Below are 24,449 nucleotides of genomic sequence, written 5' to 3'. Positions count from 1 at the left end.
TATGGCAAACAATAATAGTGGAAATCGTAATGAATTATTAGTTCGAGGTGCTGAACAGGCTCTTGATCAAATGAAATATGAAATTGCACAAGAGTTTGGTGTACAACTTGGTGCAGATACAACAGCTCGTTCAAACGGATCTGTTGGTGGTGAAATTACAAAACGTTTAGTTGCAATGGCTGAACAACAACTTGGTGGTAGAGCTAACCGCTAAGAGAATTCGTATAAAATATAGCGAATATGTAAATCAATTTCTTTTGTATATGTATAAAAATAAAAACCCTTATAGTAAATGGATTCTCACTCAAAGATTATTGATAATCTTCTTTCATAATCTTTGGGTATTTAATTTGTAAACGACTTTCCTAAACAATAAACACGCAGTGTTGGAAAGGTGTTTTCCATGCATAGTAGAAAAGCTTTTGCAGGAAAAAGCATACTTAAAAATTTGATTTCAATATTGAAATCAATATTGATTATGATATTTTCGAAAGGGAGGAATTTAAAAATGGGTATTTTAAGTGGAAACCCTCAAAATGAACCGTTACATTACGGAGAAGTATTTGATATTTGGAGTTATCTTCTAGCCGCACAAGGTGGAATCGCAAGCCATCAAGTATTTATGAATCATACAGGTGACGAAGATTTGAAGAAGTTTTTAGAAAGCTTAATTGAAAATGATATGAATTCAGAAATAGAAGAGTTAAAAACTCTTTTAAAAGTTAATGGCGTAGCTTTACCGCCAGCTCCGCCAGAACGACCAGTTGCATCTATTGAAGACATTCCTCCTGGAGCACGTATTAATGATGCAGAAATTGCAGCAGCGGTTTCTACAGGATTAGCAGCTGGACTTGTGACATGTAGTCAAGTGATGGGAAAATGTCTTCGAGAAGATGTCGGAATGCTATTTGGACAATTTCATATGAAAAAAGCGCAAGCAGGTGTAACGTTACTGCGTTTAAGTAAGAAAAAAGGGTGGGTAGTTCCACCTCCATTACATGTGAAAAACTCTGATCAAGCTTAATAAACAAAAATAAAAAAGTGGCATTGGCCACTTTTTTATTTTTTAGATGTATCCTCAACTTTAGATTTATTTATTGTAGAAGAATCCATATATTCATCTGACATTTCCATAGCATATTTATCATGATGAATATGATTGTGATTTCTTAATTCATCGTCGTTACGCAGTACTAACCTCTTCATATAAATGTGGAAGAAAACCTCTATTCCGCCAATAATTAAAGCGGCTAAGAATGAAGAAAGTCCAATATTACGAGTAGCATCTAAATTAGTAAACAAGTATGTTAAAAGCCAAATTCCGAAGAAGCTTAAGCCGAAATCTGCCATTGTAGCAATCGTATTTCCGTATTTAGGTAAAATGAAGAGATCGCCGATTAAATAGGCAGCTCCTGTTAAGAAAAGAGAAATGAGTAATACTCTAGGAATGGAAATGCCTTGAAAGATACTGAGTACGATAAGTAATACTGCAGTTATCGCTGTGTATTTAATTAATAAAGCAATAATATGTTTCATCATTTTCCTCCATTGTTTAAACGTATATGGAATAAAATATTTCATTAGAAACGGGTTATGCTTTTATATAGCGTAACCCGTTTCATTTTCTGATGGAGGCCTATTTATAATATCCCATGGCACGTATATTGTATTTCGTTCTCCTATACACTATTATGTTGGGCTTAAAGGGCATCAATTATACCTTTGAATTCACGGTCGTAATTACCAATTAATTAGCTATATATTTTAGCATGTAATTTAACATATTAAAGAAAGAAGGAGGTGAATGAACATGTCAAACAATAACAGTGGAAGTAGCAATCAATTATTAGTACGTGGCGCTGAACAAGCTCTTGATCAAATGAAATATGAAATTGCTCAAGAATTTGGCGTACAACTTGGAGCAGATGCAACAGCTCGTGCAAACGGATCTGTTGGTGGTGAAATTACGAAACGTCTTGTATCACTAGCTGAGCAACAACTTGGCGGTGGCGTTACTCGTTAATTTTATATATGAAATGGATATAAAGGAGAGGCATGCCGTCTCTCCTTTCTCATACATTTTTATTTGTTTAACTTTTAGACTCTCGAGGTTTTAAATACATAATGAATTTTTGTGAAATAAAAGGATAAAAGATAAGAGGTTATATTTGATGCGAAAGGGGCAGAAAAAATGAAATATGAAGCGTTATTTACAGTTGAGATTTCTGTAGGAAGTGAGAGAGTAGCAAACCATAAAATAAAGGCACATGATGTCGTTGATGTTGTTGAAAAGCTTGCTGAAAAGTACTTAAGTAATCATGAGGGACATTCTCAAAATGAATAAAGGAGAATCGTAATATGACCTGTCATGATGTTAAGAACGAAACGAAAGAAAAAAAAGATTTAAAATGGTGGCAACTCTCACTTATTGGAATTGGTTGTACGATAGGAACGGGCTTTTTTTTAGGATCCAGTATAGGGATTAAAATAGGTGGATCTTCAATTATTCTTATTTTGATTTTAACTGGATTCACTACATATATTGTATTTGAAGCATTGGCAAAAATGGCTGTGGAAGATCCGCAAAAAGGATCGTTTCGCATTTATTCAAGAAAAGCTTTTGGAAATTGGGCGGGTTTTAGTCACGGATGGACATATTGGTGTTCGGAGTTGCTTATTATGGGTAGCCAGTTAAGTGCGTTAGGAATCTTTTCACGTTACTGGTTCCCTAAAATACCACTATGGATATTTGCTGCTGTATATGGAGTAGCGGCTATATTAATTATTTTTATAGGGGTAAAAATATTCGAACGTTTAGAAAAATGGATGGCTATTATAAAAATCGCGGCTATTATAGGGTTCATTGTGATTGCTATTTTGGTTATTTTAGGATTTATAAAGGGTGGTTTATATAAGGCGCAAATTCCACGGAATTTTAAAGATTGGTTCCCAAATGGATTAAAAGGCACTTGGTCCTCTCTGATTTATGCATTTTATGCATTTGGAGGAATCGAAATTATGGGGTTAATGACAATAAGACTGAAAGACCCTAAAGATGCACAAAAATCAGGGAGAGTAATGTTAATGATTTTAACGATTATTTACGTAGTCTCTTTAGGGTTGGCAATTATGATGGTTCCGTTAAATCAGTTTAATACGAAAGAAAGTCCTTTTGTAATAGCATTACAAGACTATAATTTGCCGTATGTGCCATTTATTTTAAATGTAGTATTAATTTTAGCGGGTTTTTCAACGTTAGTTGGTTCATTATTTGCAGTGACAAGTGTATTAATGAACTTAGCTGAAGAAGGTGATGCACCTGCGATGTTTGCGAAAAAAAACAAGAAAAATATCTCGTTTCCAGCTTTAATTCTTATTATAATGGGGCTTGGTGCTTCTATCCTTAGTGCTTTATTACTACCAAAAAATATATATGAATATGTAACAACTGCAGCTGGATTAATGTTGTTATATACATGGAGTTTAATCCTTCTTTCCTTTTGGAGACTAATGAATCCAAAAGGGTGGATGCAGATAAAAAGTATTATTGGTCTTATTATGATTGCACTAGCTGTTAGTGGAACACTATTACAAAAAACAACGCGTTTTGGTTTCTTAGTGAGCTTGTTGTTTTTAGGAATAGTTATTATTGTTACTATAATTGTTCATTTTGTCTCACGAAAAAGGAATCCAGCTATATGAAGTATCTTTCTTTTCACACCATGAATAGTATGTCAGAACTAAATAATAGAAGTTATTGAAAAATGATTTGGTAAGTTTGAAAACCAAAATATAATCCATAAATAATAAGTGATATTCCAGATACTACTGTTATAAGAGACAATATACGTGCATTCAAAATTTTACGAAATATACTAGATGTACTTGCCATCGTAATATCCCAAATAAAAATGCCTAAAATAATCCCGAAACTATATAACAAAAGCTGCTCTTTATTATAGGAAGAAGCGGCTTTTGCTAATATAGAGCCGAAAATTCCAAGCCAAAATAGAATTGTTAATGGATTAGATAAGGACATAAAAAAACCAGAAAAAAAGCTTTTAATAACTGAATCATCATTTCTCGTATTACTAATGCTAATTTGATTTGCATTTTTTAAACTTTCGATACCTGTATAGATTAAAACAAAAGCGCCGAAAGACCATAAGAAAAGTTTTATAATATCTTTTTCGAGGAAATGAATGACACCTAAATAAATAAGTACCATGTAGATGACATCTGCAAGTAAGGCTCCTATGCCAAGAATCCAAGCGTGAAAAAAACCACTCCTAATACCTTTTTCTAACTGTGCAGCATTAATAGGCCCCATTGGAGCAGATAATGATAAACCTAAGAAAACATAGCTTAAAAATATGCCCACGTATGATATGCTCCTCCCACTAAATTTGATCTATATTAAATCTATTCAGTGGTTAAAGTTTGTACAACTAAATAATAAAAAGTGGAGTGGGTTACTTATTTTTATGCAAGTATTTTATTATTCGAGAAAAGGGACACTTGGATGGAATTGTTTCATCATCACGTAAAAAATATTGTTGCCATTCATAATTATCTTTTTCACCATAATCTTTAAGAGAAGGGTGAATAGGAGCTTTGTCATAAGCGGCTAGACGTTGACGTATTAAGTTTTTTAGTTTTCTACTGCGTTTCTCAGAATTCATAATTCCCTGTAAAACCCACCTAGGAGTTAAAGCAAGCATCATACATGAAAAATGTCTACTTTGTCTATTGACATGGGCAGGTGTAGCGCAGTAAACAAAATATGATTCATTATGAAAGCAAAATTCCCAAGTGTTTTCCATAGGATCATTTGGAATGTGCATAGGCCATTCCATCTCGTCCAAACGGCTAGTTGTATTAAGTAGAGACCAATAAATATGTTCAAAATCCTCAACGGTAGTTTCTTGCTTTAAATCTGTTGGTGTATGAATAAAAACAATGAGTGAGGCGTATTGACCTGTGTCTCTAGAACATTCAGTATATTCTTTAAGTAATGCAGCAAAATCCTCGCTAGTATTCGTATCTCTAGGATCACCAATAAATCCGTACCTGAGGTGATTTGCTGTAAAGCCGTGTTGAGCTGGTATACAAGGGAAAGGTTTATCTTTATCTGTCATTTTTAATTTAAAAGAACGGAAAGCTTCTCGTTGCCAATGTGGAAGGGTAATAATATTTTTTTGTAAAGAGTCTTTATTATAAAGCATAGTCATCTTTTTATCCCTCCTAAGTCATAATATATAACCTATTAATTATTTAAGAATAGGTGACTAACACGACTAGAATAATTGTTTTTTAATCTATAAAAATAATATGATTTAATGAAGAATCCCCTTCAATGTAGTTACTTTAATAGTTGATCTTTAATAACGTATAAATTTAAGTAGCTATAAAATTTGAAAAATATATAAGGAATATGTAGGTACAATGTTCAAATTTATATTTTCTAACTAATATGGTTTATAACGAAACAAGAAGGGATGTATTATGATGGGGATTTTTAAGGAAGAAAAAATTAAATTTATAGATTGTAAAGGCGAAGAAGTCATTTTGAAAATCAAAATTAAGGATATAAAAAAGTAGGGAAGAGGAATTAAGGATACTTTATTGTGATTAACATAGAAGGATAATAAGCAATCATGAATTAGATTGAAATGAATTCATGTAGTATAGGCCCTTTTTGAATTTTTTTGCATAGTGTAGCATGAATGAATATTAAGGGGGAACGTCTATGTCTTATCCTAATCAGCTAGCTTGGCATGAAACATTGGAGTTACATGAATTAGTAGCATTTCAAGCAAACGGTTTAATCAAATTAAAAAAATCAGTTAGGAATGTACCTAATCAAGCACTTCAATCGTTATATATTAAAGCTATAAATGCCATCCAAAACAATCTACAAGAGTTAGTACAATTTTATCCTTATGCTCCTGGATTTCAATCGCAGCATCGTGATGACACTGGATTTTACGCTGGAGATTTACTTGGATTAGCAAAGACATCTGTTCGAAACTATGCAATAGCGATTACCGAAACTGCAACGCCGCGACTTAGAGAAGTTTTAACCCGTCAAATAAATGATGCTATACAATTACATGCACAGGTTTTTAACTTTATGTATGAGCGTGGTTACTATCCAGCTTATGATTTAAAGCAACTATTAAAAAATGATGTTCAAAATGTGCAAAAGGCAATACAAATGCAATATTAAAATGAAGATTTGGAAATTATCATTAGAGAAAAACTATAGTTTATTTATAGAGGATCAAATAGTTAAGACTATATGGTAATTTCCATTGTTAATAAATTGATTAAATGCTAAAAAGATAGATTGATTCTAAAATGTTAAAGAAATTATACTAGCTCTATTTTAGAATGGTGAACCACTTAAAGCTTTTTTAGTGAGTTTTAATAAAATATTAAATACGCTTGAGAATAAGTATTTATATGATACATCTAATTGAATGTTATTTTCCTTTGGTACTAAGTATGTTTAGCACGTTTTTCTTTTGGGAAAAATAAGAATATACATTAGTGGAAAGGATAGGATTTAATGGTTACCAAAACCGATAATACAAGCTATTTAACCTCTTCTGTTTATTTGACCCGTAATCTATGGTCAGGTATCTTGTTTGGGCTAGGGTTAGTAGCTTTTATAGATGAAACTATTTTTCATCAACTGCTACATTGGCACCATTTCTATGATAAATCTACAACAGATATTGGACTCATTTCAGATGGTCTTTTTCATGCTTTTAGTTGGTTTGCAACGATTGGTTCCTTGTTTATGGTTGCTGATCTTCGCCGTAGAAATGCATTTTGGTTGAAAAGATGGTGGAGCGGATTAATGCTTGGTAGTGGTGGATTTCAATTATATGACGGTATAATTCAACACAAACTAATGAAAATACATCAGATTCGATACGTAGATAATGTTCTTATCTACGACGTAATATGGAATATAATTGCGACTGTAATGCTTTTAATTGGCATTCTGCTAGTTTTTCAGACAAGAACTGATGAAAGATTATTGAGAGGTAAAAGCTTAAATGAATAATAACCATCTTCATCATGAAATATGGAATGTACTGGATATTTTAGTATTCGTATTCATTTTAATTATGTTAATAATTTATATAGTAGCCACGATTTTATCAAATCGCCATTACAAACGATGGTCGTTATATCGAAGTGTCTTCTGGATTTTAGGACTTATTTGTGTGGCAATAGCAGTTGTTGGGCCCTTAGCTCATCGTGCTCATAATGATTTCACAGTGCATATGCTTGTGCATTTACTCCTTGGGATGCTTGCTCCAATTTTTATAGCATTAGCCGCTCCAATGACTCTTTTTTTACGAACGTTCAATGTGAGAACAGCGCGACGTCTTTCAAGGATACTAAAGAGTAGGCCTCTACAACTTCTTACTCATCCAATTATCGCAACCTTGCTTAATTTAGGAGGACTATGGATTCTCTATACGACTAGCTTATACTCGATGATGCACGAAAGTATACTTCTTCATTTGTTCATACATTTCCACGTTTTTATTGCAGGATATCTGTTTACCACATCAATGATTTATGTTGATTTAATATCCCATAGGTATAGCTATATGTACCGATCAATTATTTTAATAATTGCATCAGCTGGTCATGGGATATTATCAAAATACATATATGCTCATCCGCCTGCTGGTGTAGTTACTGAACAAGCAGAAATTGGGGGCGTGCTGATGTATTATGGCGGCGATTTCGTTGATATTGTTCTTATTTTTATACTTTGTTTGCAATGGTCTAGGGGTAGCAGACAGCGAACAAAAGTTAATAATGTAGTAAGGTCATGGGATGTATCGGATTTTTTGAAACTAAAAACTTTGAAATGAAATTTAGTTAAACTGTATTATGGATTAAGTATGGTATGAACAAAATTAAAAAAAGTATGTTAAAAGTAAAAAGAGCAGTTTTTCTATGGCTAAATTTACAGCTGATGAAAAAATACAAATCGTTCTACGTTATTTGAACGGAAATGAAAGTTATCGAGAAATGGGTAGATCGCTCGGTATAAGTGACACAATCATTTTGAATTGGGTAAACCAATATAAACAGAATGGTCTGGAAGCTTTTCTAAAACGATGTACAAATTACACACAACAATTTAAACTAGACGTACTAAACTTTATGATTGAAAACGGTATGTCCTTATTTGAGACGGCAGCTATCTTTAATATTCCTGCCCCTTCAACGATTTCTGTTTGGAAAAAACAGCTCGAAACACAAGGAATTGATGCCCTTCAATCTAAGAAAAAGGGGCGTCCATCCATGAAAAAAGATTCAAATAAACAATTAAAACAACCTTTAGCTGAAGGGTCAGTCGAAGCACTTGAAGCGCGCATTAAACAGCTTGAGATGGAAAATGAGTACTTAAAAAAGTTAAATGCCTTAGTTCGAAACAAGGAAAAGTCACAAAACAAGACAAAGCGCAAGTAGTCTATGAATTAAGGCATAAATATTCGGTGAAGGCACTCGTGGAGCTAGCTACTATTCCTCGAAGCACGTATTATGATTTAGTAAAGAAAATGAATCGTCCAGATGTAGATGCCGATTTGAAAGCTGAGATTAAAGCGATTTATGAGGAAAATGAAGGTCGTTATGGTTACCGTCGCATTTGTGATGAATTAACGAATCGTGGCCAGAAAGTGAACCACAAGAAGGTTCAGCGCATTATGAAAGAGCTTGGGTTAAAGTGTGTTGTGCGTATGAAGAAATATAAATCCTATAAAGGAAAAGTCGGTAGAATTGCACCTAATATTTTAGAGCGTAATTTTCATACAGATGCACCGAATCAAAAGTGGGTAACAGACATCACAGAGTTTAAATTGTTTGGAGAAAAACTGTATGTATCACCTGTATTAGATTTGTATAATGGTGAAATTATTACCTATACAATTGGTTCTAGACCGACGTATTCGCTTGTTTCAGACATGTTAGAGAAAGCATTGGAACGTTTACCTGAAACGCACCAGCTACTGATGCATTCGGATCAAGGATGGCATTATCAAATGAGACAATACGTCCGTACTCTTGAATCAAGAGCTATCGTCCAGAGTATGTCTCGAAAAGGCAACTGTTACGACAACGCAGTAATAGAAAATTTCTTTGGGATTATGAAATCGGAGTTCCTCTACATAAAAGAATTTGAAAATGTAGAGCACTTTAAAATAGAATTAGAAAAATATATAGATTATTATAATACGAAACGGATTAAGGCAAAATTAAAAATGAGCCCGGTACAATACCGGACTCACTTTTATCAAGCTGCCTAATGAAATAACCGTGTCTAACTTTTAGGGGTCACTTCATTATTATGACTGCTCTTTTTTATGGTAAGAAGTACAACCTGGGTAAGAAGCGGGCTTATACTACAGATAGTATTTGAGGAATATCGAGTTTTATTCACAAGGCGTAGTTCTATTCTAATAATAGAGATGTTGCCTAAGTACAGTGTTTTTTATTAAACTTAATAATTTTTTCCGTTTTGATTTTGTTTCTTAAATATAAGAATAAAAATTATTTTCATGCTTAATGTATCTTTTAGTCTACATATTTTCCATAATCGGGTAAAGCGATTTTATCAAATTCTTGAACGAGTGTTTTGAGGCTTGTTGATAGCAATTCACCCGACATCGGTATCCCATGTCCAGTAACAGCGGTTAGAGGCTTTAACTTCTCTAGCTTAATAACTGACTCTTTAGCGGCTTTCCAGTCTGTTGTTAAATAACGAGGCGGACCGCTTATTTCCTGTTCTTGAGTTATTACTTTATACAGATACTCCTGTTTCACTGTAACAAAAGCGTCCCCAGCAATTAAAGTTCGTTCTTTTTCTCGGAATAATGAAATATGCCCTGGAGTATGTCCTGGTGTATGAATCCATCTAAACTCTGGCATATGGGGAACAGTTCCATCGGTAGGTAGCGCTTTTACGTTATTTCCTAAGTCAATTGGTTCGTTTGGGAACAGAGGAGACATTTTTGCTACCATACCACCTTCAACTGTAGGGTCTGGTTCTGGATAGCTTTGTTGTCCGGTCAGGAACGGTATCTCCATCTGATGTGCATAGACGGGAACATCCCAATACTTGATGAGTTCAATTATTCCCCCAACATGATCAAAATGGCCGTGAGTTAAAATAATGGCTTTTGGGCGACTATTGGTACCAAATCGATCCTCAGCGATAGAGATAATTTTATTTGCACATTTAGGCATTCCAGCATCAACTAAAACAAAATCATTGGTCTCAGGATTTCCAGCAAAGCATATATTGACGATTTGAATCGTGTAACAAAATAAATCAGGCAATACTTCAATGCCATGACCACTTTCAATTGAAGTTGCTGGAATAAACTTGTAATCACTTCCATAATTCATTTCATTGTCCAATTTTTCTCCCCCTTAATATATTTTAATACGACATTATAGTTCCCTAATCTTGAAAATTCATTTTGGCGAATTTGAGAAAAGAATTAATGTGGGATTAAAAAACAATAATTTAGTCCTAGAATTAAGAGAGATTCATATCAATTTATATAAAGTGCAAACAGGAAATATTGATTTTACAATTGTAGTTTCTACTATTTTTTGAGGAGGGATTACGAGTTAATAAAAGATTCATCTGGATATTATAATGTAAGTTTATACAAAAATTACATAACAGTAGCTGATATAAATCCATTAAATAAGACGATTACTTGTATCGATGCTTTTCATAATCAAAGAATGTTTAAGTTTGGAGATATAATTGAAGTGAATTCGAGGGGATAAATAAAAAAGATTATCTCTTCCTAACTTAATTATATCATGTAAATCAAGTTCGAAATAGACTGTTTCTTCTCATTTACTACTGATACAATCAAGAACACAAGTAAAGTAAGGAGAGATGTTACATGAGTTCTTTCGTTCTCGATTTTCAGGAAATAGAAAACACGTACCTTTCACTTGTCGGTGGAAAAGGTTTGAATTTAGGGGAGTTATCCAACATTCAAGGGATACAAGTGCCAGAAGGATTTTGTGTTACAACGATAGGGTATGAAAAGGCCATCGAGCAAAATGAAGGGCTTCAAATTTTGTTGCAGCAGCTAACGATGCTAAAAATTGAGGAACGAGGTCAAATTTGTGAAATTAGTAAGAAGATTAGAGAAGTCATTATGGCGGTGGAAATTCCAGTTGATGTAGTGGAATCAGTAGCTCATCATCTCTCTCGCTTTGGCGATGAACATGCGTATGCAGTGCGTTCGAGTGCTACTGCTGAAGATTTACCGTATGCCTCGTTTGCTGGTCAACAAGATACGTATTTAAATATTATTGGAAAAGAAAGCATTTTGCAGCATATTAAAAAATGCTGGGCTTCTTTATTTACAGATCGAGCGGTTATATACCGAATGCAAAACGGTTTTGATCATAATCAAGTTTCTATATGTGTTGTCGTTCAAAAAATGGTTTTCCCTGTGGCTTCAGGGATTTTATTTACTGCCGATCCGATTACTTCGAATAGGAAGGTGTTGTCAATCGATGCCAGCTTTGGACTTGGCGAGGCGCTAGTATCTGGATTGGTTTCTGCCGATAATTATAAGGTAAAAGAAGATGAAATCGTCGGAAAGGTCATCGCAACGAAAAAATTAGCCATCTATGGACGAAAAGAAGGCGGAACAGAGACAAAGAAAATTGCTCCTAATCAGCAAAAAGTTCAAACACTTACTGAACAACAAATTTTACAACTAGCACGCATCGGAAGACAAATCGAAGTTTATTTTGGTTGTCCGCAAGATATTGAATGGTGTTTAGTTGATGATACATTTTATATAGTCCAAAGCAGGCCGATTACGACTTTATATCCAATTCCAGGAGTAAATGATGGGGAAAATCATGTGTATATATCGGTTGGTCACCAACAAATGATGACCGATGCGATGAAACCACTTGGGTTATCTTTTTTCTTGTTAACGACTAGTGCTCCTATGCGTAAAGCGGGAGGCAGGTTATTTGTTGATGCTACGCAACAATTAGCTTTACCTGCTAGCAGAGATTACTTAATAAACACTTTAGGAAAATCGGATCCACTCGTAAGAGATGCATTAACGACTATAATCGAGCGAGATGATTTTATTCAATTGTTACCGGATGATGAAAAAGGAAAGAGTGCTAGTAAAAGTAAGCAACCTGCAAGTTCGCAAACAGAAATCGAAAATAATACGGCAATCGTTACGAATTTAATACAGAATAGTCAAGAATCGATCGAAGAGTTAAAACGAAACATGCAAACGAAATCAGGTGTGGATGTATTTGATTTTATTTTGCAAGACATCCAGCAATTAAAGAAAGTATTATTTAACCCGCAAAGTATAGCTGTTATTATGGCTGGTATGAATGCTTCAACATGGATGAATGAAAAGATGGAGCAATGGCTAGGTGAAAAAAATGCAGCAGATACACTTTCTCAATCCGTACAAAATAATATTACTTCAGAAATGGGTTTAGCATTATTAGATGTTGCAGATGTGATTCGGCCGTATCCAGAAGTCATTGCGTATTTACAGCATGTAGAAGATGACAGCTTTTTAGATGAATTAGTTCAGTTTAAAGGCGGGGAAAAAGTTCGGGATGCAATCGAGGCGTTTCTAAGCAAATATGGAATGAGATGCAGCCGAGAAATCGACATTACGAAAACGCGCTGGAGTGAAAAGCCAACAATCATTATCCCGATGATTTTAAATAATATAAGAGACTTTGAAGCTGGCGCTAGTAAGCGAAAGTTTGAAGAAGGACTACAGGAAGCTTTGAAAAAAGAAGAAGAGTTAGTAGATCGATTACAAGACTTGCCGGATGGAAAACAAAAAGTAGAAGAAACGAAGCGAATGATTCGCAACATCCGTAATTGTATCGGTTATCGTGAATATCCAAAATACGGCATGATTAATCGTTATTTTATATATAAGCAGGCGTTATTGAAAGAAGCTAAGCAACTTGTGCAGAGCGGGGTCATTCATGAAGTCGATGATATATACTACTTAACTTTTGAAGAACTTCACGAAGTCGTCCGCACAAATAAACTAGATTACGAGCTTATTCATAAGCAAAAAAATGAGTACAAATTATATGAAAAACTAACGCCGCCGCGAGTTATGACGTCTGATGGAGAAATCATTACAGGTAAATATAAACGAGAAAATCTCCCAGCTGAAGCAATAGTAGGTTTGCCTGTTTCTTCTGGAGTGATTGAGGGGAGAGCACGCGTTATTTTAAATATGGAAGACGCGAATTTGGAAGAGGGAGATATATTAGTTACGGCATTTACCGATCCTGGCTGGACACCTTTGTTTGTTTCTATAAAAGGGTTAGTAACAGAAGTCGGTGGGCTTATGACGCACGGAGCAGTAATTGCACGTGAGTATGGATTACCAGCAGTCGTCGGAGTAGAGAATGCTACGAAACGAATAAAAGACGGTCAACGAATTCGGATACATGGAACAGAAGGGTATATTGAAGTGTTGTAAGTAAAAGAGCATCCACTATTATAGTGGATGCTCTTTTATTATATAGCTGACTTATTTCTTTAAACCAGCCGCATAAAAAGGTCCATGAACTGCAATAGTTGATAAAAAGCGAGCAATCTCCTCAGGTGTTTCTTTTTGTCCATTATTTAACCATTGCTGTATGACACCTATATGTGCAGATGCCATATAAGAAGTTAAGTATTCGCTTGGAACAAGTAAATTTTCCTTATTAATGAGAGGACCATTCGTATCTTCAAATAATGTTTTCCACATAAAATCTTTCAGTTTTGTTTGGAAAGATAAATCTCCATTTGGGCTAAGCACAGCTCTCATAAAATCACTATTTTCATTTAGAAATTCAAGAATAGAAGTGATAAGTATAAATGGCATTGTTGGAGAAGGATTTGTTCCAAGATCAGCAATAACTTCCGGGAATTTCTGTTTGGCAATTTTAGAAAACTCATACATAATGTCTTCTTGGCATTTTGTCATTAAATCAAATTTATCTTGATAGTGCGCATAGAAAGTACCGCGATTAATGTTTGCTTTCGTTGTAATATCTTTCACTGTAATGGCGTCAAAACCTTTTTCTTCAATTAGCTCCACCAATGCATTTCGTATGGCGGTTTTCGTACGAACAACACGCAAATCTAAATTGCTATCGCGCAACGCATGTCCCTCCTTAATTTTACTCAACACATTTAGAAAATGTGTCTTATAACCGACACATTCCCGATTTTTGATTATTGTATATGGTTCAACTCGAACATATAATTCAAAATATAAATAAACAACACGTTGTTGATTATTATAAATCAAATTAAAGGAGGAAAAAAGAAAATGTTTAAAAATAAACTTTTATTTTTATCACCAGTTATTGCACTGTTTGTTGTTTTTATTTTTTCATTAACGTTATTTCCAACTGTTCAACCGCAGCCGAAAAACTTGCCAATTGCAATTGTAAATGAGGATCAAGGTGTAGAAATTCCAAATCAACCGAAAATGAATATGGGGCAAACAATTGTTGATACGGTGAAAAAATCATCGAAATCAGATGAAGAACCTGCGGTAAAGTGGGTAGAAGTGAAGAATAAGGAAGCAGTTCAAAAAGGGCTAAATAATAAAGAGTATTATGCAGCGTTAGTCATTCCGAAAGAATTTAGTGCAAAACAAGCATCGTTACGAACACCACAGCCATCTTCACCTGAGATAGAAATATATATTAATCAAGGAATGAATACGGCTGCATCAACTATGGTAGGGCAAATATTACAGGCGATCGTTGATAATATGAACAATAATGTCCGTACACAAATATTAGAAGGGTTGAAAACAAAAGGAGCTACTGTAACAACAGACCAAGCTGAGAAATTAGTAACACCTATTGTAAAGAACGTGAAAAATGTGAATGAGGTCGGCAAAAATAGTGCGAACGGTAACTCACCAATATCATTGTTCCAACCGTTATGGATTGCAAGTTTAGCTAGTGCAGCGATTATTTTTATTGCGATTAGTAAAATGCCAGTAAGCTCAAGAAAAGAAAACTTTCTGTTAAAAGTAAAACAAATCGTAACAGGAGCTATTGCGACACTTGTAATTGGGTTTGGTCTTACATGGATTGCAGATGGGATGGTAGGGTTAAATATTTCGAACTTCACGGATACAGCTCTATTCTTATCTATTACTTCTTTTAGTTTCTTCTTAATGATATCTGCGGTACTTTCATTAGTTGGACTAAAAGGAATCGGTTTATTCGCTTTATTACTATTCTTCGGAGCGCCGTTATTATCGTTAGCACCTGAGATGTTGTCTCCGTTTTATCAAGACTGGGTTTACTCATGGTTACCAATGAAATTTATGATTGAAGGCCTAAGAGAAATCTTCTTCTTCGGAAAAGGATTAAGCTGGAATACACCTGTTACTGTACTCGTTTGGATTGGTATAGTAAGTATGGTTACTATATTAGCAACTACATTCAAACGTAGTGTAGTAAAAGGGCATAAAACAGAATTGAACGCTTAAAAAAAGCCGTTTCACTAAATTAGTGAAACGGCTTTTTTGTGATGAAATCTAAAAGCTGAAGAATGAGTATCTGCTGTTGTCGCCTTAGAATTAAGTCGGAATCTCTAAAAATCGCGTACGTTCCAAACAATCTCACCACGTTCATCATCCCACGTACTGTGATGACGCTTAAATCCTATCTTTTCTAGTACCCGGAGTGAAGCGATATTCCAAGCGCCTACAGTCGACCAAAGTCTATGGCGCCCAGTAGCAATCGCAGCGTCCAGTACAACGGATGCCGCCTCAGTTGCATAACCTTTACCATGGGCGCTGCGGAACAACTCGTATGCAATCTCCGGCTCTTCAAGTGTGGAACGACCGATAATTAAGCCGCAGTATCCGATGAAATCGCCTTCATTGCGCCTTCGAATAGTGAGAAGGGAAATGCCATTTTCCTCTGCCTTCTTGCGCATCTCAATGAGCCGGTTACGAACGGAATCAACGGCTGGAATGTCCACACCACGTTCGCCAATTAATTTGCTCAGCCAAACGGAATCGGATTCCTCCCACATACTAAGCTCAAGTCTTTCGGTTTTCAGCTGGAAGGCCATAGGTTTAAATAAAGATGGCATAGTGGTACCTCCTAGTTATATGACTGGATTCATAATAGCTTCGCATCTCAACACCACATCTGGTTGGAAACCTGATTCATTCGCGAATTTATAGCAACAGCGTACAAAAAAATAGTGATATTTTACCCGCTATTTGCCGTGTAGTAAAATCCCCATTGATTATAGTTTCACTTTATGAATAAGCAATTCCTTTGCAAAATAGACCCTTTTCTCAAACTTTACTTTCAATCTAAAGTCGTCCCGTTATATACACAGGCTCCTACTATTTCTAAATGCATAAAATGTTAAGCGAAAGTATGGAGGGATACGATGTATAATTCGAATTATTATGATTGGTATAGACAAAATGATAAGTTGATTAGTGATATTGAAAAAGCTATAAACGGAGAGTATAGCGCTATAAGCTGCTATGCAAAATTAGCGAATATGGCTCCAAATCAAGTAGAACAAAAACAAATTCTTGAAATTCGTAATGATGAAATAAAGCATTTTCACAACTTTGTACAAATTTATACGAGTTTAACTGGTAGGCAGCCAAAACCACAAATTACTGAAGACTGCCCAAATACGTATTTACAAGGATTAGAGTTCGCTATACAAGATGAACAAAAAACAGTAGATTTTTATTTGGAAATTTCAGATGAGACATCGGATGCACATCTGAAAGAGTTGTTGCGGAGAATAGCTGCGGATGAACAAAATCATGCAGTATGGTTTTTATATTACTTCGTGAAGTCGAAGTGAGCATTAAGAATGAACGACTGATGTGGTGCATATATTAAAAAATATTTTAAAACGTAGTGCAACAATTGAATGAAATATTTAAATGTAAGCAGAAGGAAACCGTTTCGCTAGTAGTGGAGCGGTTTTTTTATGATGTACATATGTATCGACAAAATATAGTAATTACATTTGATATATAATGTATGAAATGAAAATGAATAAGTTAGGAGCAAGTATATGAAAAGAGGGATTACAGTAGATATTCTAGATGGATATGATAATTTACTTTGGAAAGTATTAAAGCCAATTGATATTACTGTATTTGATTGGCAAGTCATGGGAAGGGAGGAAGCTTATATAATAATAGGAAATGAATTAGGTTCAGAATTATTTTCAGAAGATAACGAGATCATGGAAGGATCAGAATTAAAAAAGCTAATAAAAGATAACATATATTATCTTTTATTTTTAGATTTAAAAGCATGTCCAAAAGGAGAGGTACTAGGAGAAATTGCAACATTTGAAGAATTTAAGGAGAGTAAGTGTGAAGTAGTCGTATTAGTAGCGGATGGTGAGTATATACAAATTTATGCGAAAAACCAAGAAGAGATTGAAATGATGTATGAAAACGCAGTGAATCAAGGATTTTATGTAGAATATATTACAGATGAAAATGATGGAAGGACGCATTTGTCAGTATGGTAGCAATTTGAAAGGGGAACGGCAATATGGAGAGAAATATAAGTAAAGAACATGAAATTCGAATTGCTACTGAAATTGAAAGTGATAGTATTCTCCTTTTATTAAAAGAAGTAGCGCAATGGCTACAATATAAAGAAGTGGATCAGTGGCAGTATCTTTTAGGAGAGGAAGCTACGGCTGAAATACTAGAATGTATAAGAGAAAAATATACATATGTTGTTCTGAAAGAAGATGAAATAGTTGGTACGGTTACAGTTTCTCCTAAACAAAATGAATGGGATGAACATATTTTTGGTAAAGAGGAAGTTTCTAATTCATTATATATTCATAGATTTGCGGTGAAACGGAAGTATAAGGGAAATGGAATAGGCGAATGGATTTTACAGTGGGTAGAAGAGAATGTGCAATGTGATAAAGAGTATTTGAAGTTAGATTGTGTGGGGCATAATCGTACGTTGAATGATTTTTATAAGAAAAATGGTTTTGAATATGTTGGAAGTACGGATGGGCTTAGTAAGTTTCAAAAGAAAAGGAGAATGTGAATGCATCTAATTAATGTAAGTTTAGTTGAAAAGTTAATACAGGAACAGTTTCCCGAATGGGCCCATTTAGAAGTGAAACCTGTAAAGTTTAGTGGGCATGATAATAGGACGTTTCACTTAGGGGATGAGATGAGTGTAAGATTGCCAAGTGATGTGGCATATGCACCGCAAGTAGAGAAAGAAAATAAGTGGTTACCACTATTAAGTAAGAGGCTTTCTTTACCGATTTCTACCCCACTTGCGAAAGGAAATCCGTCTGAAGCGTATCCATTGCCTTGGTCTATTAATAAGTGGATAGAGGGGGAAACAGTTACGAAACAAAACGTTCGTGATTTAAATGAATTTGCAGCGGATTTAGGATCTTTTTTAGTAGAATTGCAATCTATTGATGCGAGTAACGGACCTTTAGCTGGAACACATAATTTTTACCGGGGCGGACTTATATCGGTATATGATGAAGAGGCGAGAGTTGCTATTGAAAATAATAAGGATGTTTTTGACGAGGCATTATTAAAGCACCTTTGGAATGTAGCACTTAGTTCAACATGGGACCGTAAGCCAGTTTGGGTTCATGGAGATGTAGCGCCAGGGAATTTACTCGTTAAAGATGGAAAGCTTTGTGCTGTAATTGATTTTGGTATTTTAGGAGTAGGAGATCCTGCATGTGATGCGGCGATGGCTTGGACATTTTTTGATGAAAATAGTAGAAACGTATTTAAAGAAGTGTTACGTATGGACGAAGAAACATGGAATAGAGCGAGAGGATGGGCACTTTGGAAGGCGTTAATTACATATGACGCAAATAAGGATAGTAATGAGAGGGTGGCAGAAGAATCTTATCGTATCATTCAAGTGATTGTGGATGATTATAAAGGGGAATAGAAAAGCCTATTTCAAAATAGGTTTTTTCATATGATTAAATAGTAGAAACGGAAAGAAGGAATATAACATAATTATACAGAATATTTAGATAATAGGAGGTGTCGAATTTTGAGTGAAATTGAATTAAAGAGCAATATAATTAAGGCAGGGCGAGAGAAGGGGATTATTCTCCGGTTTATACTTGCTAGTCTCGTTGGAGTGTTTATGTTTTTCGTTCCTGTTACGATAAACGGTGCATCGTCTATTATGATTGATCATATCGTATCGTGGATTAGGGCTTCGGTTCCTGACGTAGTACCTTATTATGCATTATTTGTTATGGCAATTGGTGCGATTTATCCATTTTATACGAAGAAATGGAATGCATCTATCGTAGACATTTGTTTTTCTATTTTAAAAGTAGTTGGCGTTGTTTTTGGCATATTATATTGTTTAAAAGTAGGACCAGCTTGGTTCTTTGCGCCAGATGTTGGACCGTTTTTGTATGAGAAGCTAGTCATATCAGTAAGTTTGCTCGTTCCAATTGGCTCGGCGTTTTTAGCGTTATTAGTCGGATATGGATTGCTTGAATTTATCGGTACATTTTGTCGTCCGATTATGAGGCCATTATGGAATACGCCGGGGAGATCGGCAATCGATGCAGTTGCGTCCTTCGTTGGAAGTTATTCGCTTGCTCTCCTTATTACGAATCGCGTGTATAAAGAAGGAAAGTATACCACAAAAGAAGCGGCGATTATCGCTACAGGATTTTCTACAGTATCCGCTACATTTATGATCATCATCGCAAAAACATTAGATATTATGCATTTATGGAATGTTTATTTTTGGACTACGCTTGTTGTAACATTCATCGTGACTGCTATCACCGTAAGAATCCCGCCCCTCAGTAGAAAACCAGATACATATGTAACAGAAGAAGGGTTCCCAGAGCCTGTTTATAAAGAGAAAATGTTAGAATGTGCTTGGGAAGATGCGTTAGAAGTATCAAAGTCTGCACCGAGCATTATGAAAAATATTGCAGTGAATTTAAAAGACGGATTTATTATGACGATGGGAATTCTACCATCCATTATGTCAGTAGGATTAATTGGTATCGTCTTAGCGAAGTTTACGCCAATATTTGATTGGATCAGTTATATTTTCTATCCGTTTACATGGCTATTACAATTACCAGAAGCAGACTTAGTCGCTAAAGCCGCATCAGTTGGTATTGCAGAAATGTTTTTACCGTCATTATTAGTTGTAAGTGCGCCACTTGTGACAAAGTTTGTCATTGCAGTTGTTTCCGTATCATCTATACTGTTTTTCTCCGCTTCCATTCCTTGTATATTATCAACAGATATTCCGTTAAAAGTATCTGAACTTATTATTCTGTATGTGCAGAGAACGATTTTAACGTTGCTTATCATTACGCCGATTGCTTATTTGTTGCTTTGAACTAGAATGTAAGTTCTAAATATATGACGTTTACTAACTTGTGTAAATGAATATTTATTGTAAAATCGTAGGTAGTGCGAAATTATAAGTGCGATGCTTGAATAAAGGCATCGCATTTTTTATTTTTAGATGTACTACACGTTTACGAAAAAATATTTTTATATATTAATAAAACGATATTGATGGTATGTTATAGTAACAACAAAGGGGGCTTACAAATGGAAATTATTCACGAAAGAGCAAAGTTGCGGTTAATGGATAATACTGATGTCGAAACTTTGTTTTCGATTGTAGAAGGAAATCGGGATATTTGGGCGTATTTAATCTCTAAAATGGATAGTGTGCAAGATATGCAACAATACGTTCAAAAAGCGATAAAGGGTTACGGAAGAGGTACTCAAATACCTTTGGTAGTCGTAGATCAACAGACGAATAAGATTGTAGGAAGTACACGTTTATATAATATTTCAGTAGAAGATAAGACAGTTGAGTTAGGGCAAACGTGGTATCATCCGAGTGTGCAACGTACGAGTATAAATACAGAGTGTAAGTATATGCTTCTCCAGTATGCTTTTGAAAAACTGCATATGCTTAGGGTACAAATTAAGACGGATGCAAGAAATGAAAAAGCACAACGAGCAATTGAAAGGTTAGGCGCAGTAAAAGAGGGTGTGCTTAGAAATGAAAGAAAATTACCGAATGGTTATGTGAGAGATGCGGTGGTGTACAGTATTATCTCGAGTGAATGGCCAGGCGTAAAAGAACAATTGTTAGAAAAATTAGAGTTATATAAAGAAAAGGTATAATTCGTGTTTTGAAAGGTATATTGTTCGTGAGGTATGAAAAATATACCTTTTTTCTTACAAAATGCTACTTTATTTTAATTCCTTTTGTTTCATCGTTCCCTTCTGAGAAAAAATTCGTTACAATGTAGTTGTATGGTAATAAACTTATGAATTTAAAAAAATGTAATGAAAACCGCAAATGAAAATGAATTGATAATCCTCAATTTTAAATGAAAACCCTTTTATATATAAATAACAAGTAAAGTTCCTTCTTTTAAATAAACTCAAACAAAACGATTTGATATAAATGTTTTTTATAGAAGTATGGATGATGTACGGAGGCAATTACAAATGAAAGAAAATAAGAAGAGTAAGAAAAGACGAATCTTTCAAGTATTTTTACTAATGATTTGTTCTGCTATTTTATATGTAAGTTATGCAGCTTACGATATTTGGAGTTATCGTTTTAAAGCAAATGATGACGTGAAAACGGATGCTGGTATCGTACTAGGCGCAGCTTCATGGAACGGAAAACCATCTCCTGTATTTAAAGAAAGAATTAATCATGCGATTTCTTTATATAGGAACGGAAATATTAAAAAGATTATTTTTACAGGTGGTACAAAGTTCGAGGCAGAACTTGAGGAAGCACGTACTGCAAGAGTATATGCAATGAAACAAGGTGTAAAAGAGGAAGATATTTTAATTGAAACAAAATCCCTTTTCACTGAAGAAAATTTAAAGAATGCGAAGCAAGTTGGAATAGAGAACGGAATACACACATACACGATTGTAAGTGATCCACTTCATATGAAACGCGCAATGAGAATCGCAAAACATATTAATATTGAAGCATATGCTTCACCAACGCCGACATCAGCATATAAAACGTTAGATACAGAAATACCATTCTTCTTTAAAGAATTATTCTCGTATATTGGATATGTAACCTCTTTGCCGTTAAAAGCATTGAAGGGGGACTAATATAAGAAAAGGATCTATCCTTAAATAGGAACTTTTCTTATTAGTCAAAAACATTGTATTTTTATCGGAATAGTGAAACAATAGAGAGGTAGCTTCATATAATCATAATGACAAAATGAACGGTTTATGAATCGAGCATAAAGTGAAACTTTAATCAGTGGGTGGGTTTCCCACTGATTATTAGTTGAACCAATCGGGCGTTTACGGGCAGTTGATCTCCCGCCTAACTTCCTTTGCTTCACCTGAATTTTTAGGTGGGAGTTTTACTGCCCGTTAATGCGGGATAAAGGAGATTATAGTATGGCACTCTCATTTGTTGAAACAGAAGAACAGTCTTTAATTATTGAGAAAATAAATAAATTGATTCCGAAGTTCATGGAAAGGGAGCATCAGCTAAGTGAATTAGGATCATTTCCGTATGAAAATATAAATGATTTGAAAGATATCGGATATACGAAATTAACGTTACCGAAGGAATTTGGTGGTAGTGCCATTTCTTTATATGACTTCGTTTTATTTCAAGAGAAAATCGCGGAAGGCTGTGGAGCTACTGCATTATCGATTGGCTGGCATCTTGGCATTGTGAAGGAGCTAGCGGAAAATCGCTCTTGGAATGATGAGATGTTCAAATGGTTTTGCGAAGAAGTACGTAATGGTGCGCTCTTTAACAGGGCAGCAACAGAACCGAAAACAGGGAGTCCGACGCGTGGCGGCAAACCAGAAACAATAGCGGTTCAACAAGGCGAGAAGTGGGTTATAAATGGAAGAAAAACTTTTACAACGATGGCGCCAGTACTTGATTATTTTATTATTTCAGCAAGTATGGAAGGCCAAGAAGAAGTTGGTGAGTTTGTTATTCCAAGAAATACACTCGGTGTATCTATTGAAGAAACGTGGGATAGCGTTGCAATGCGAGGGACTGCTAGCCACGACCTTGTCTTACAAAATGTAGAGATAGACAACCGCTTTTTTACGGATGTAAAAGGCGGGAAAGTGAAACAAAAGGGTATTGGCTGGTTGCTACATATACCAGCATGTTATTTAGGAATTGCACAATCAGCAAGAAATTATGCAGTTCAGTTTGCGGGATCATACAGACCAAATAGTTTAAACCATTCTATTAGTTTATTACCGAATGTTAGAAGATTAGTTGGAGAATTAGAACTCGAGCTTATGCAAGCTCGCGTCTTTTTATATCAAATTGCGAAAAAATACGATGAGGCAGAAGATAAACTGTCACTGCAAGCAGAATTAGCGGCAGTGAAATACGCCGTAACAAATGCGGCGATATCCATAGTGGATAAATCAATGCGCATCGTAGGAGCAAAAAGTTTATCAGAAAAAAATCCGCTCCATCGTTACTATTTAAACGTCAGAGCAGGATTACACAATCCACCGATGGATGATGCAATATTGTCTATGCTGGCGGATGCGGCGTTTCGGTCGTAGTTTTTAAAGCTTATATTTTATTGTTTATGGATAAAATAGTTGTTTTGAAAGCACGGGTTTGATTAGTGATCAAATCCGTGCTTTTTATGTGTATGAAGTACTTGGTTGAGATGTAGGTTTTTAATATAAATGATTATCATGGTTTTGTGATTGTTTCTTGTTGAAAAATTCTTGTTGTAATGCCAGTTTGAAGGCTGTATAAACATTTTTCGTATTTAATCCCAAATTAATGGTCTTTCTAAGTTTATCATTCGTAAATATTGTAAAAATTGACCTGCATGGACCGCATCATGATAGGCAATTCGTAATAGCATGTCTCCTAAATATCTTTGATAGCCAACATCGCTTCGATCGATAAGGGTTGAATCTAGCTCTGCTATGTTTATGGATTGAACATACTCTATGAAGTCAGTAAAGTATGATTGTGCCAATTCAATTTCCTTTTTTACACAAGTAATTGGCTCTTCATCATACGGGAAATGTATATCATTTATTGAGCCGTTGTTTTTTAAAATCATATGATAGTAAAAAGTTGAGCTCCATACGTGACGAATCATCTCACCAAAAGAAATAGCCTCATTATCAGGCCTCCAATTAAGAAAATTATCGGGAAGAGAATTCCATAATTTTTCTGAGCGCCTTCTCGTCTCTTTCAAATTTAATATACTAAGATCAATTGCATTCATAATAAATTCTTCTTTACTATTAAACTTAAAATAATTGTATCAATTTAACAGTTAGGGTATC

26 protein-coding genes are annotated in these 24,449 nt (G+C 34.9%); 19 read left to right on the top strand and 7 right to left on the bottom strand.

The window, feature by feature from the left end; translation table 11 throughout:
* Position 1: 1 nt before the first annotated feature.
* On the top strand, positions 2-214 hold the full coding sequence (gene sasP / locus AC0ONG_RS14060; protein WP_000002833.1) for a small acid-soluble spore protein, SasP family: 213 nt from the start codon (positions 2-4) through the stop codon (positions 212-214).
* Between the two features lie 294 nt (positions 215-508).
* Positions 509-1,024: a DUF3231 family protein gene (locus AC0ONG_RS14055; protein WP_000512139.1), complete on the top strand. Its 516-nt coding sequence runs from the start codon at positions 509-511 to the stop codon at positions 1,022-1,024.
* 35 nt (positions 1,025-1,059) lie between these two features.
* Here AC0ONG_RS14055 and AC0ONG_RS14050 read toward each other — a convergent pair whose 3' ends face one another.
* Positions 1,060-1,536, bottom strand: coding sequence for a YndM family protein (locus tag AC0ONG_RS14050; RefSeq protein ID WP_000680463.1), 477 nt, complete (start codon positions 1,534-1,536; stop codon positions 1,060-1,062).
* Positions 1,537-1,810: 274 nt separating this feature from the next.
* Between AC0ONG_RS14050 and AC0ONG_RS14045 the strand changes: the two genes are divergently transcribed.
* The 3 genes from AC0ONG_RS14045 (at position 1,811) to AC0ONG_RS14035 (ending at position 3,702) form a co-directional block, all read left to right on the top strand.
* A complete protein-coding gene (locus AC0ONG_RS14045) occupies positions 1,811-2,023 on the top strand; it encodes an alpha/beta-type small acid-soluble spore protein (protein WP_000069660.1) in 213 nt (70 codons plus the stop codon).
* Positions 2,024-2,191: 168 nt separating this feature from the next.
* Positions 2,192-2,344 (top strand): hypothetical protein, encoded by a 153-nt coding sequence (locus AC0ONG_RS14040; RefSeq protein WP_000872954.1) that lies wholly within the window; start codon positions 2,192-2,194, stop codon positions 2,342-2,344.
* Positions 2,345-2,358: 14 nt separating this feature from the next.
* The gene (locus AC0ONG_RS14035) at positions 2,359-3,702 is read left to right on the top strand and encodes an amino acid permease (RefSeq protein ID WP_000128224.1); all 1,344 of its coding nucleotides are present in this window, start codon (positions 2,359-2,361) and stop codon (positions 3,700-3,702) included.
* A gap of 52 nt (positions 3,703-3,754) precedes the next feature.
* Here AC0ONG_RS14035 and AC0ONG_RS14030 read toward each other — a convergent pair whose 3' ends face one another.
* On the bottom strand, positions 3,755-4,381 hold the full coding sequence (locus AC0ONG_RS14030) for a LysE family transporter (RefSeq protein ID WP_000510856.1): 627 nt from the start codon (positions 4,379-4,381) through the stop codon (positions 3,755-3,757).
* Between the two features lie 91 nt (positions 4,382-4,472).
* Positions 4,473-5,231: a YqcI/YcgG family protein gene (locus AC0ONG_RS14025; RefSeq protein ID WP_000178296.1), complete on the bottom strand. Its 759-nt coding sequence runs from the start codon at positions 5,229-5,231 to the stop codon at positions 4,473-4,475.
* Positions 5,232-5,749: 518 nt separating this feature from the next.
* Here AC0ONG_RS14025 and cotF point away from each other — a divergent pair.
* The 4 genes from cotF to AC0ONG_RS14005 all read left to right on the top strand — a co-directional run bounded on the left by cotF (position 5,750) and on the right by AC0ONG_RS14005 (position 9,341).
* Positions 5,750-6,229, top strand: coding sequence for a spore coat protein CotF (gene cotF, locus AC0ONG_RS14020; protein WP_000121389.1), 480 nt, complete (start codon positions 5,750-5,752; stop codon positions 6,227-6,229).
* 342 nt (positions 6,230-6,571) lie between these two features.
* A complete protein-coding gene (locus AC0ONG_RS14015; RefSeq protein ID WP_000256786.1) occupies positions 6,572-7,075 on the top strand; it encodes a DUF2243 domain-containing protein in 504 nt (167 codons plus the stop codon).
* Positions 7,068-7,901: a cytochrome c oxidase assembly protein gene (locus AC0ONG_RS14010; protein WP_001063503.1), complete on the top strand. Its 834-nt coding sequence runs from the start codon at positions 7,068-7,070 to the stop codon at positions 7,899-7,901. Before AC0ONG_RS14015 ends, AC0ONG_RS14010 begins: the two co-directional genes overlap by 8 nt.
* A gap of 85 nt (positions 7,902-7,986) precedes the next feature.
* Positions 7,987-9,341 (top strand): IS3 family transposase gene (locus tag AC0ONG_RS14005; RefSeq protein ID WP_154213651.1). Its coding sequence is split into 2 segments (ribosomal slippage): positions 7,987-8,440 and positions 8,440-9,341, totalling 1,356 coding nucleotides; the frame shifts between segments, so codons are not numbered across the junction.
* Between the two features lie 268 nt (positions 9,342-9,609).
* Here AC0ONG_RS14005 and AC0ONG_RS14000 read toward each other — a convergent pair.
* Positions 9,610-10,455 carry an MBL fold metallo-hydrolase gene (locus AC0ONG_RS14000; protein ID WP_000368266.1) on the bottom strand — a complete coding sequence of 282 codons (846 nt, stop codon included), beginning with the start codon at positions 10,453-10,455 and terminating at the stop codon, positions 9,610-9,612.
* Positions 10,456-10,958: 503 nt separating this feature from the next.
* Here AC0ONG_RS14000 and ppsA point away from each other — a divergent pair.
* Positions 10,959-13,565, top strand: a complete 2,607-nt coding sequence (gene ppsA / locus AC0ONG_RS13995; RefSeq protein WP_474203598.1) for a phosphoenolpyruvate synthase — start codon at positions 10,959-10,961, stop codon at positions 13,563-13,565.
* Positions 13,566-13,616: 51 nt separating this feature from the next.
* Here the strand turns inward: ppsA and AC0ONG_RS13990 are convergent, their stop codons facing one another.
* Positions 13,617-14,234, bottom strand: coding sequence for a TetR/AcrR family transcriptional regulator (locus AC0ONG_RS13990; RefSeq protein ID WP_001205690.1), 618 nt, complete (start codon positions 14,232-14,234; stop codon positions 13,617-13,619).
* A gap of 171 nt (positions 14,235-14,405) precedes the next feature.
* On the opposite strand from AC0ONG_RS13990, the gene AC0ONG_RS13985 reads away from it, so the two are divergent.
* Entirely contained in the window at positions 14,406-15,587 is a 1,182-nt protein-coding gene (locus tag AC0ONG_RS13985; protein WP_000475837.1) for a YhgE/Pip domain-containing protein, read from the top strand.
* Positions 15,588-15,691: 104 nt separating this feature from the next.
* On the opposite strand, the gene AC0ONG_RS13980 is transcribed toward AC0ONG_RS13985, so the two are convergent.
* Positions 15,692-16,198 (bottom strand): GNAT family N-acetyltransferase, encoded by a 507-nt coding sequence (locus AC0ONG_RS13980; protein WP_001139518.1) that lies wholly within the window; start codon positions 16,196-16,198, stop codon positions 15,692-15,694.
* Positions 16,199-16,507: 309 nt separating this feature from the next.
* Here AC0ONG_RS13980 and AC0ONG_RS13975 point away from each other — a divergent pair, with 309 nt between their 5' ends.
* The 8 genes from AC0ONG_RS13975 (at position 16,508) to AC0ONG_RS13940 (ending at position 23,702) form a co-directional block, all read left to right on the top strand.
* The gene (locus AC0ONG_RS13975; RefSeq protein ID WP_000282834.1) at positions 16,508-16,942 is read left to right on the top strand and encodes a ferritin-like domain-containing protein; all 435 of its coding nucleotides are present in this window, start codon (positions 16,508-16,510) and stop codon (positions 16,940-16,942) included.
* A gap of 216 nt (positions 16,943-17,158) precedes the next feature.
* Positions 17,159-17,626: a DUF2691 family protein gene (locus tag AC0ONG_RS13970; protein ID WP_000820199.1), complete on the top strand. Its 468-nt coding sequence runs from the start codon at positions 17,159-17,161 to the stop codon at positions 17,624-17,626.
* A 23-nt stretch (positions 17,627-17,649) separates the two neighbouring features.
* Complete coding sequence (locus AC0ONG_RS13965) at positions 17,650-18,165, top strand: GNAT family N-acetyltransferase (RefSeq protein ID WP_000440746.1); 516 nt, start codon at positions 17,650-17,652, stop codon at positions 18,163-18,165.
* Positions 18,166-19,047 carry an aminoglycoside phosphotransferase family protein gene (locus AC0ONG_RS13960; RefSeq protein WP_000550180.1) on the top strand — a complete coding sequence of 294 codons (882 nt, stop codon included), beginning with the start codon at positions 18,166-18,168 and terminating at the stop codon, positions 19,045-19,047.
* Between the two features lie 108 nt (positions 19,048-19,155).
* Positions 19,156-20,484: a YjiH family protein gene (locus tag AC0ONG_RS13955; protein WP_474203597.1), complete on the top strand. Its 1,329-nt coding sequence runs from the start codon at positions 19,156-19,158 to the stop codon at positions 20,482-20,484.
* A gap of 218 nt (positions 20,485-20,702) precedes the next feature.
* Positions 20,703-21,290 carry a GNAT family N-acetyltransferase gene (locus tag AC0ONG_RS13950; RefSeq protein WP_000402590.1) on the top strand — a complete coding sequence of 196 codons (588 nt, stop codon included), beginning with the start codon at positions 20,703-20,705 and terminating at the stop codon, positions 21,288-21,290.
* A gap of 330 nt (positions 21,291-21,620) precedes the next feature.
* Positions 21,621-22,253: a YdcF family protein gene (locus AC0ONG_RS13945; protein WP_000662217.1), complete on the top strand. Its 633-nt coding sequence runs from the start codon at positions 21,621-21,623 to the stop codon at positions 22,251-22,253.
* 300 nt (positions 22,254-22,553) lie between these two features.
* Entirely contained in the window at positions 22,554-23,702 is a 1,149-nt protein-coding gene (locus AC0ONG_RS13940; RefSeq protein WP_001218365.1) for an acyl-CoA dehydrogenase family protein, read from the top strand.
* A gap of 215 nt (positions 23,703-23,917) precedes the next feature.
* Here the strand turns inward: AC0ONG_RS13940 and AC0ONG_RS13935 are convergent, their stop codons facing one another.
* Positions 23,918-24,388 (bottom strand): DinB family protein, encoded by a 471-nt coding sequence (locus AC0ONG_RS13935; RefSeq protein WP_000991277.1) that lies wholly within the window; start codon positions 24,386-24,388, stop codon positions 23,918-23,920.
* Positions 24,389-24,449: the final 61 nt, after the last annotated feature.

This window comes from Bacillus sp. TCT6, from assembly GCF_056033845.1.
The sequence above is the reverse complement of the archived record's forward strand: the minus strand, read 5'-3'. Positions and strand labels throughout refer to the sequence as shown.

Bases quoted from the DNA above. Each gene is read 5' to 3' on its own strand.
- AC0ONG_RS14010 (WP_001063503.1), top strand. From the start codon at position 7,068: ATGAATAATAACCATCTTCATCATGAAATATGGAATGTACTGGATATT.
- cotF (WP_000121389.1), top strand. From the start codon at position 5,750: ATGTCTTATCCTAATCAGCTAGCTTGGCATGAAACATTGGAGTTACAT.
- AC0ONG_RS14040 (WP_000872954.1), top strand. From the start codon at position 2,192: ATGAAATATGAAGCGTTATTTACAGTTGAGATTTCTGTAGGAAGTGAG.
- ppsA (WP_474203598.1), top strand. From the start codon at position 10,959: ATGAGTTCTTTCGTTCTCGATTTTCAGGAAATAGAAAACACGTACCTT.
- AC0ONG_RS14045 (WP_000069660.1), top strand. From the start codon at position 1,811: ATGTCAAACAATAACAGTGGAAGTAGCAATCAATTATTAGTACGTGGC.
- AC0ONG_RS13980 (WP_001139518.1), bottom strand. From the start codon at position 16,198: ATGCCATCTTTATTTAAACCTATGGCCTTCCAGCTGAAAACCGAAAGA.
- AC0ONG_RS14035 (WP_000128224.1), top strand. From the start codon at position 2,359: ATGACCTGTCATGATGTTAAGAACGAAACGAAAGAAAAAAAAGATTTA.
- AC0ONG_RS14050 (WP_000680463.1), bottom strand. From the start codon at position 1,536: ATGAAACATATTATTGCTTTATTAATTAAATACACAGCGATAACTGCA.
- AC0ONG_RS14015 (WP_000256786.1), top strand. From the start codon at position 6,572: ATGGTTACCAAAACCGATAATACAAGCTATTTAACCTCTTCTGTTTAT.
- AC0ONG_RS13945 (WP_000662217.1), top strand. From the start codon at position 21,621: ATGAAAGAAAATAAGAAGAGTAAGAAAAGACGAATCTTTCAAGTATTT.
- AC0ONG_RS13970 (WP_000820199.1), top strand. From the start codon at position 17,159: ATGAAAAGAGGGATTACAGTAGATATTCTAGATGGATATGATAATTTA.
- AC0ONG_RS13935 (WP_000991277.1), bottom strand. From the start codon at position 24,388: ATGAATGCAATTGATCTTAGTATATTAAATTTGAAAGAGACGAGAAGG.
- AC0ONG_RS13950 (WP_000402590.1), top strand. From the start codon at position 20,703: ATGGAAATTATTCACGAAAGAGCAAAGTTGCGGTTAATGGATAATACT.
- AC0ONG_RS14055 (WP_000512139.1), top strand. From the start codon at position 509: ATGGGTATTTTAAGTGGAAACCCTCAAAATGAACCGTTACATTACGGA.
- AC0ONG_RS14025 (WP_000178296.1), bottom strand. From the start codon at position 5,231: ATGACTATGCTTTATAATAAAGACTCTTTACAAAAAAATATTATTACC.
- AC0ONG_RS13960 (WP_000550180.1), top strand. From the start codon at position 18,166: ATGCATCTAATTAATGTAAGTTTAGTTGAAAAGTTAATACAGGAACAG.
- AC0ONG_RS13965 (WP_000440746.1), top strand. From the start codon at position 17,650: ATGGAGAGAAATATAAGTAAAGAACATGAAATTCGAATTGCTACTGAA.
- sasP (WP_000002833.1), top strand. From the start codon at position 2: ATGGCAAACAATAATAGTGGAAATCGTAATGAATTATTAGTTCGAGGT.
- AC0ONG_RS13940 (WP_001218365.1), top strand. From the start codon at position 22,554: ATGGCACTCTCATTTGTTGAAACAGAAGAACAGTCTTTAATTATTGAG.
- AC0ONG_RS13975 (WP_000282834.1), top strand. From the start codon at position 16,508: ATGTATAATTCGAATTATTATGATTGGTATAGACAAAATGATAAGTTG.
- AC0ONG_RS13985 (WP_000475837.1), top strand. From the start codon at position 14,406: ATGTTTAAAAATAAACTTTTATTTTTATCACCAGTTATTGCACTGTTT.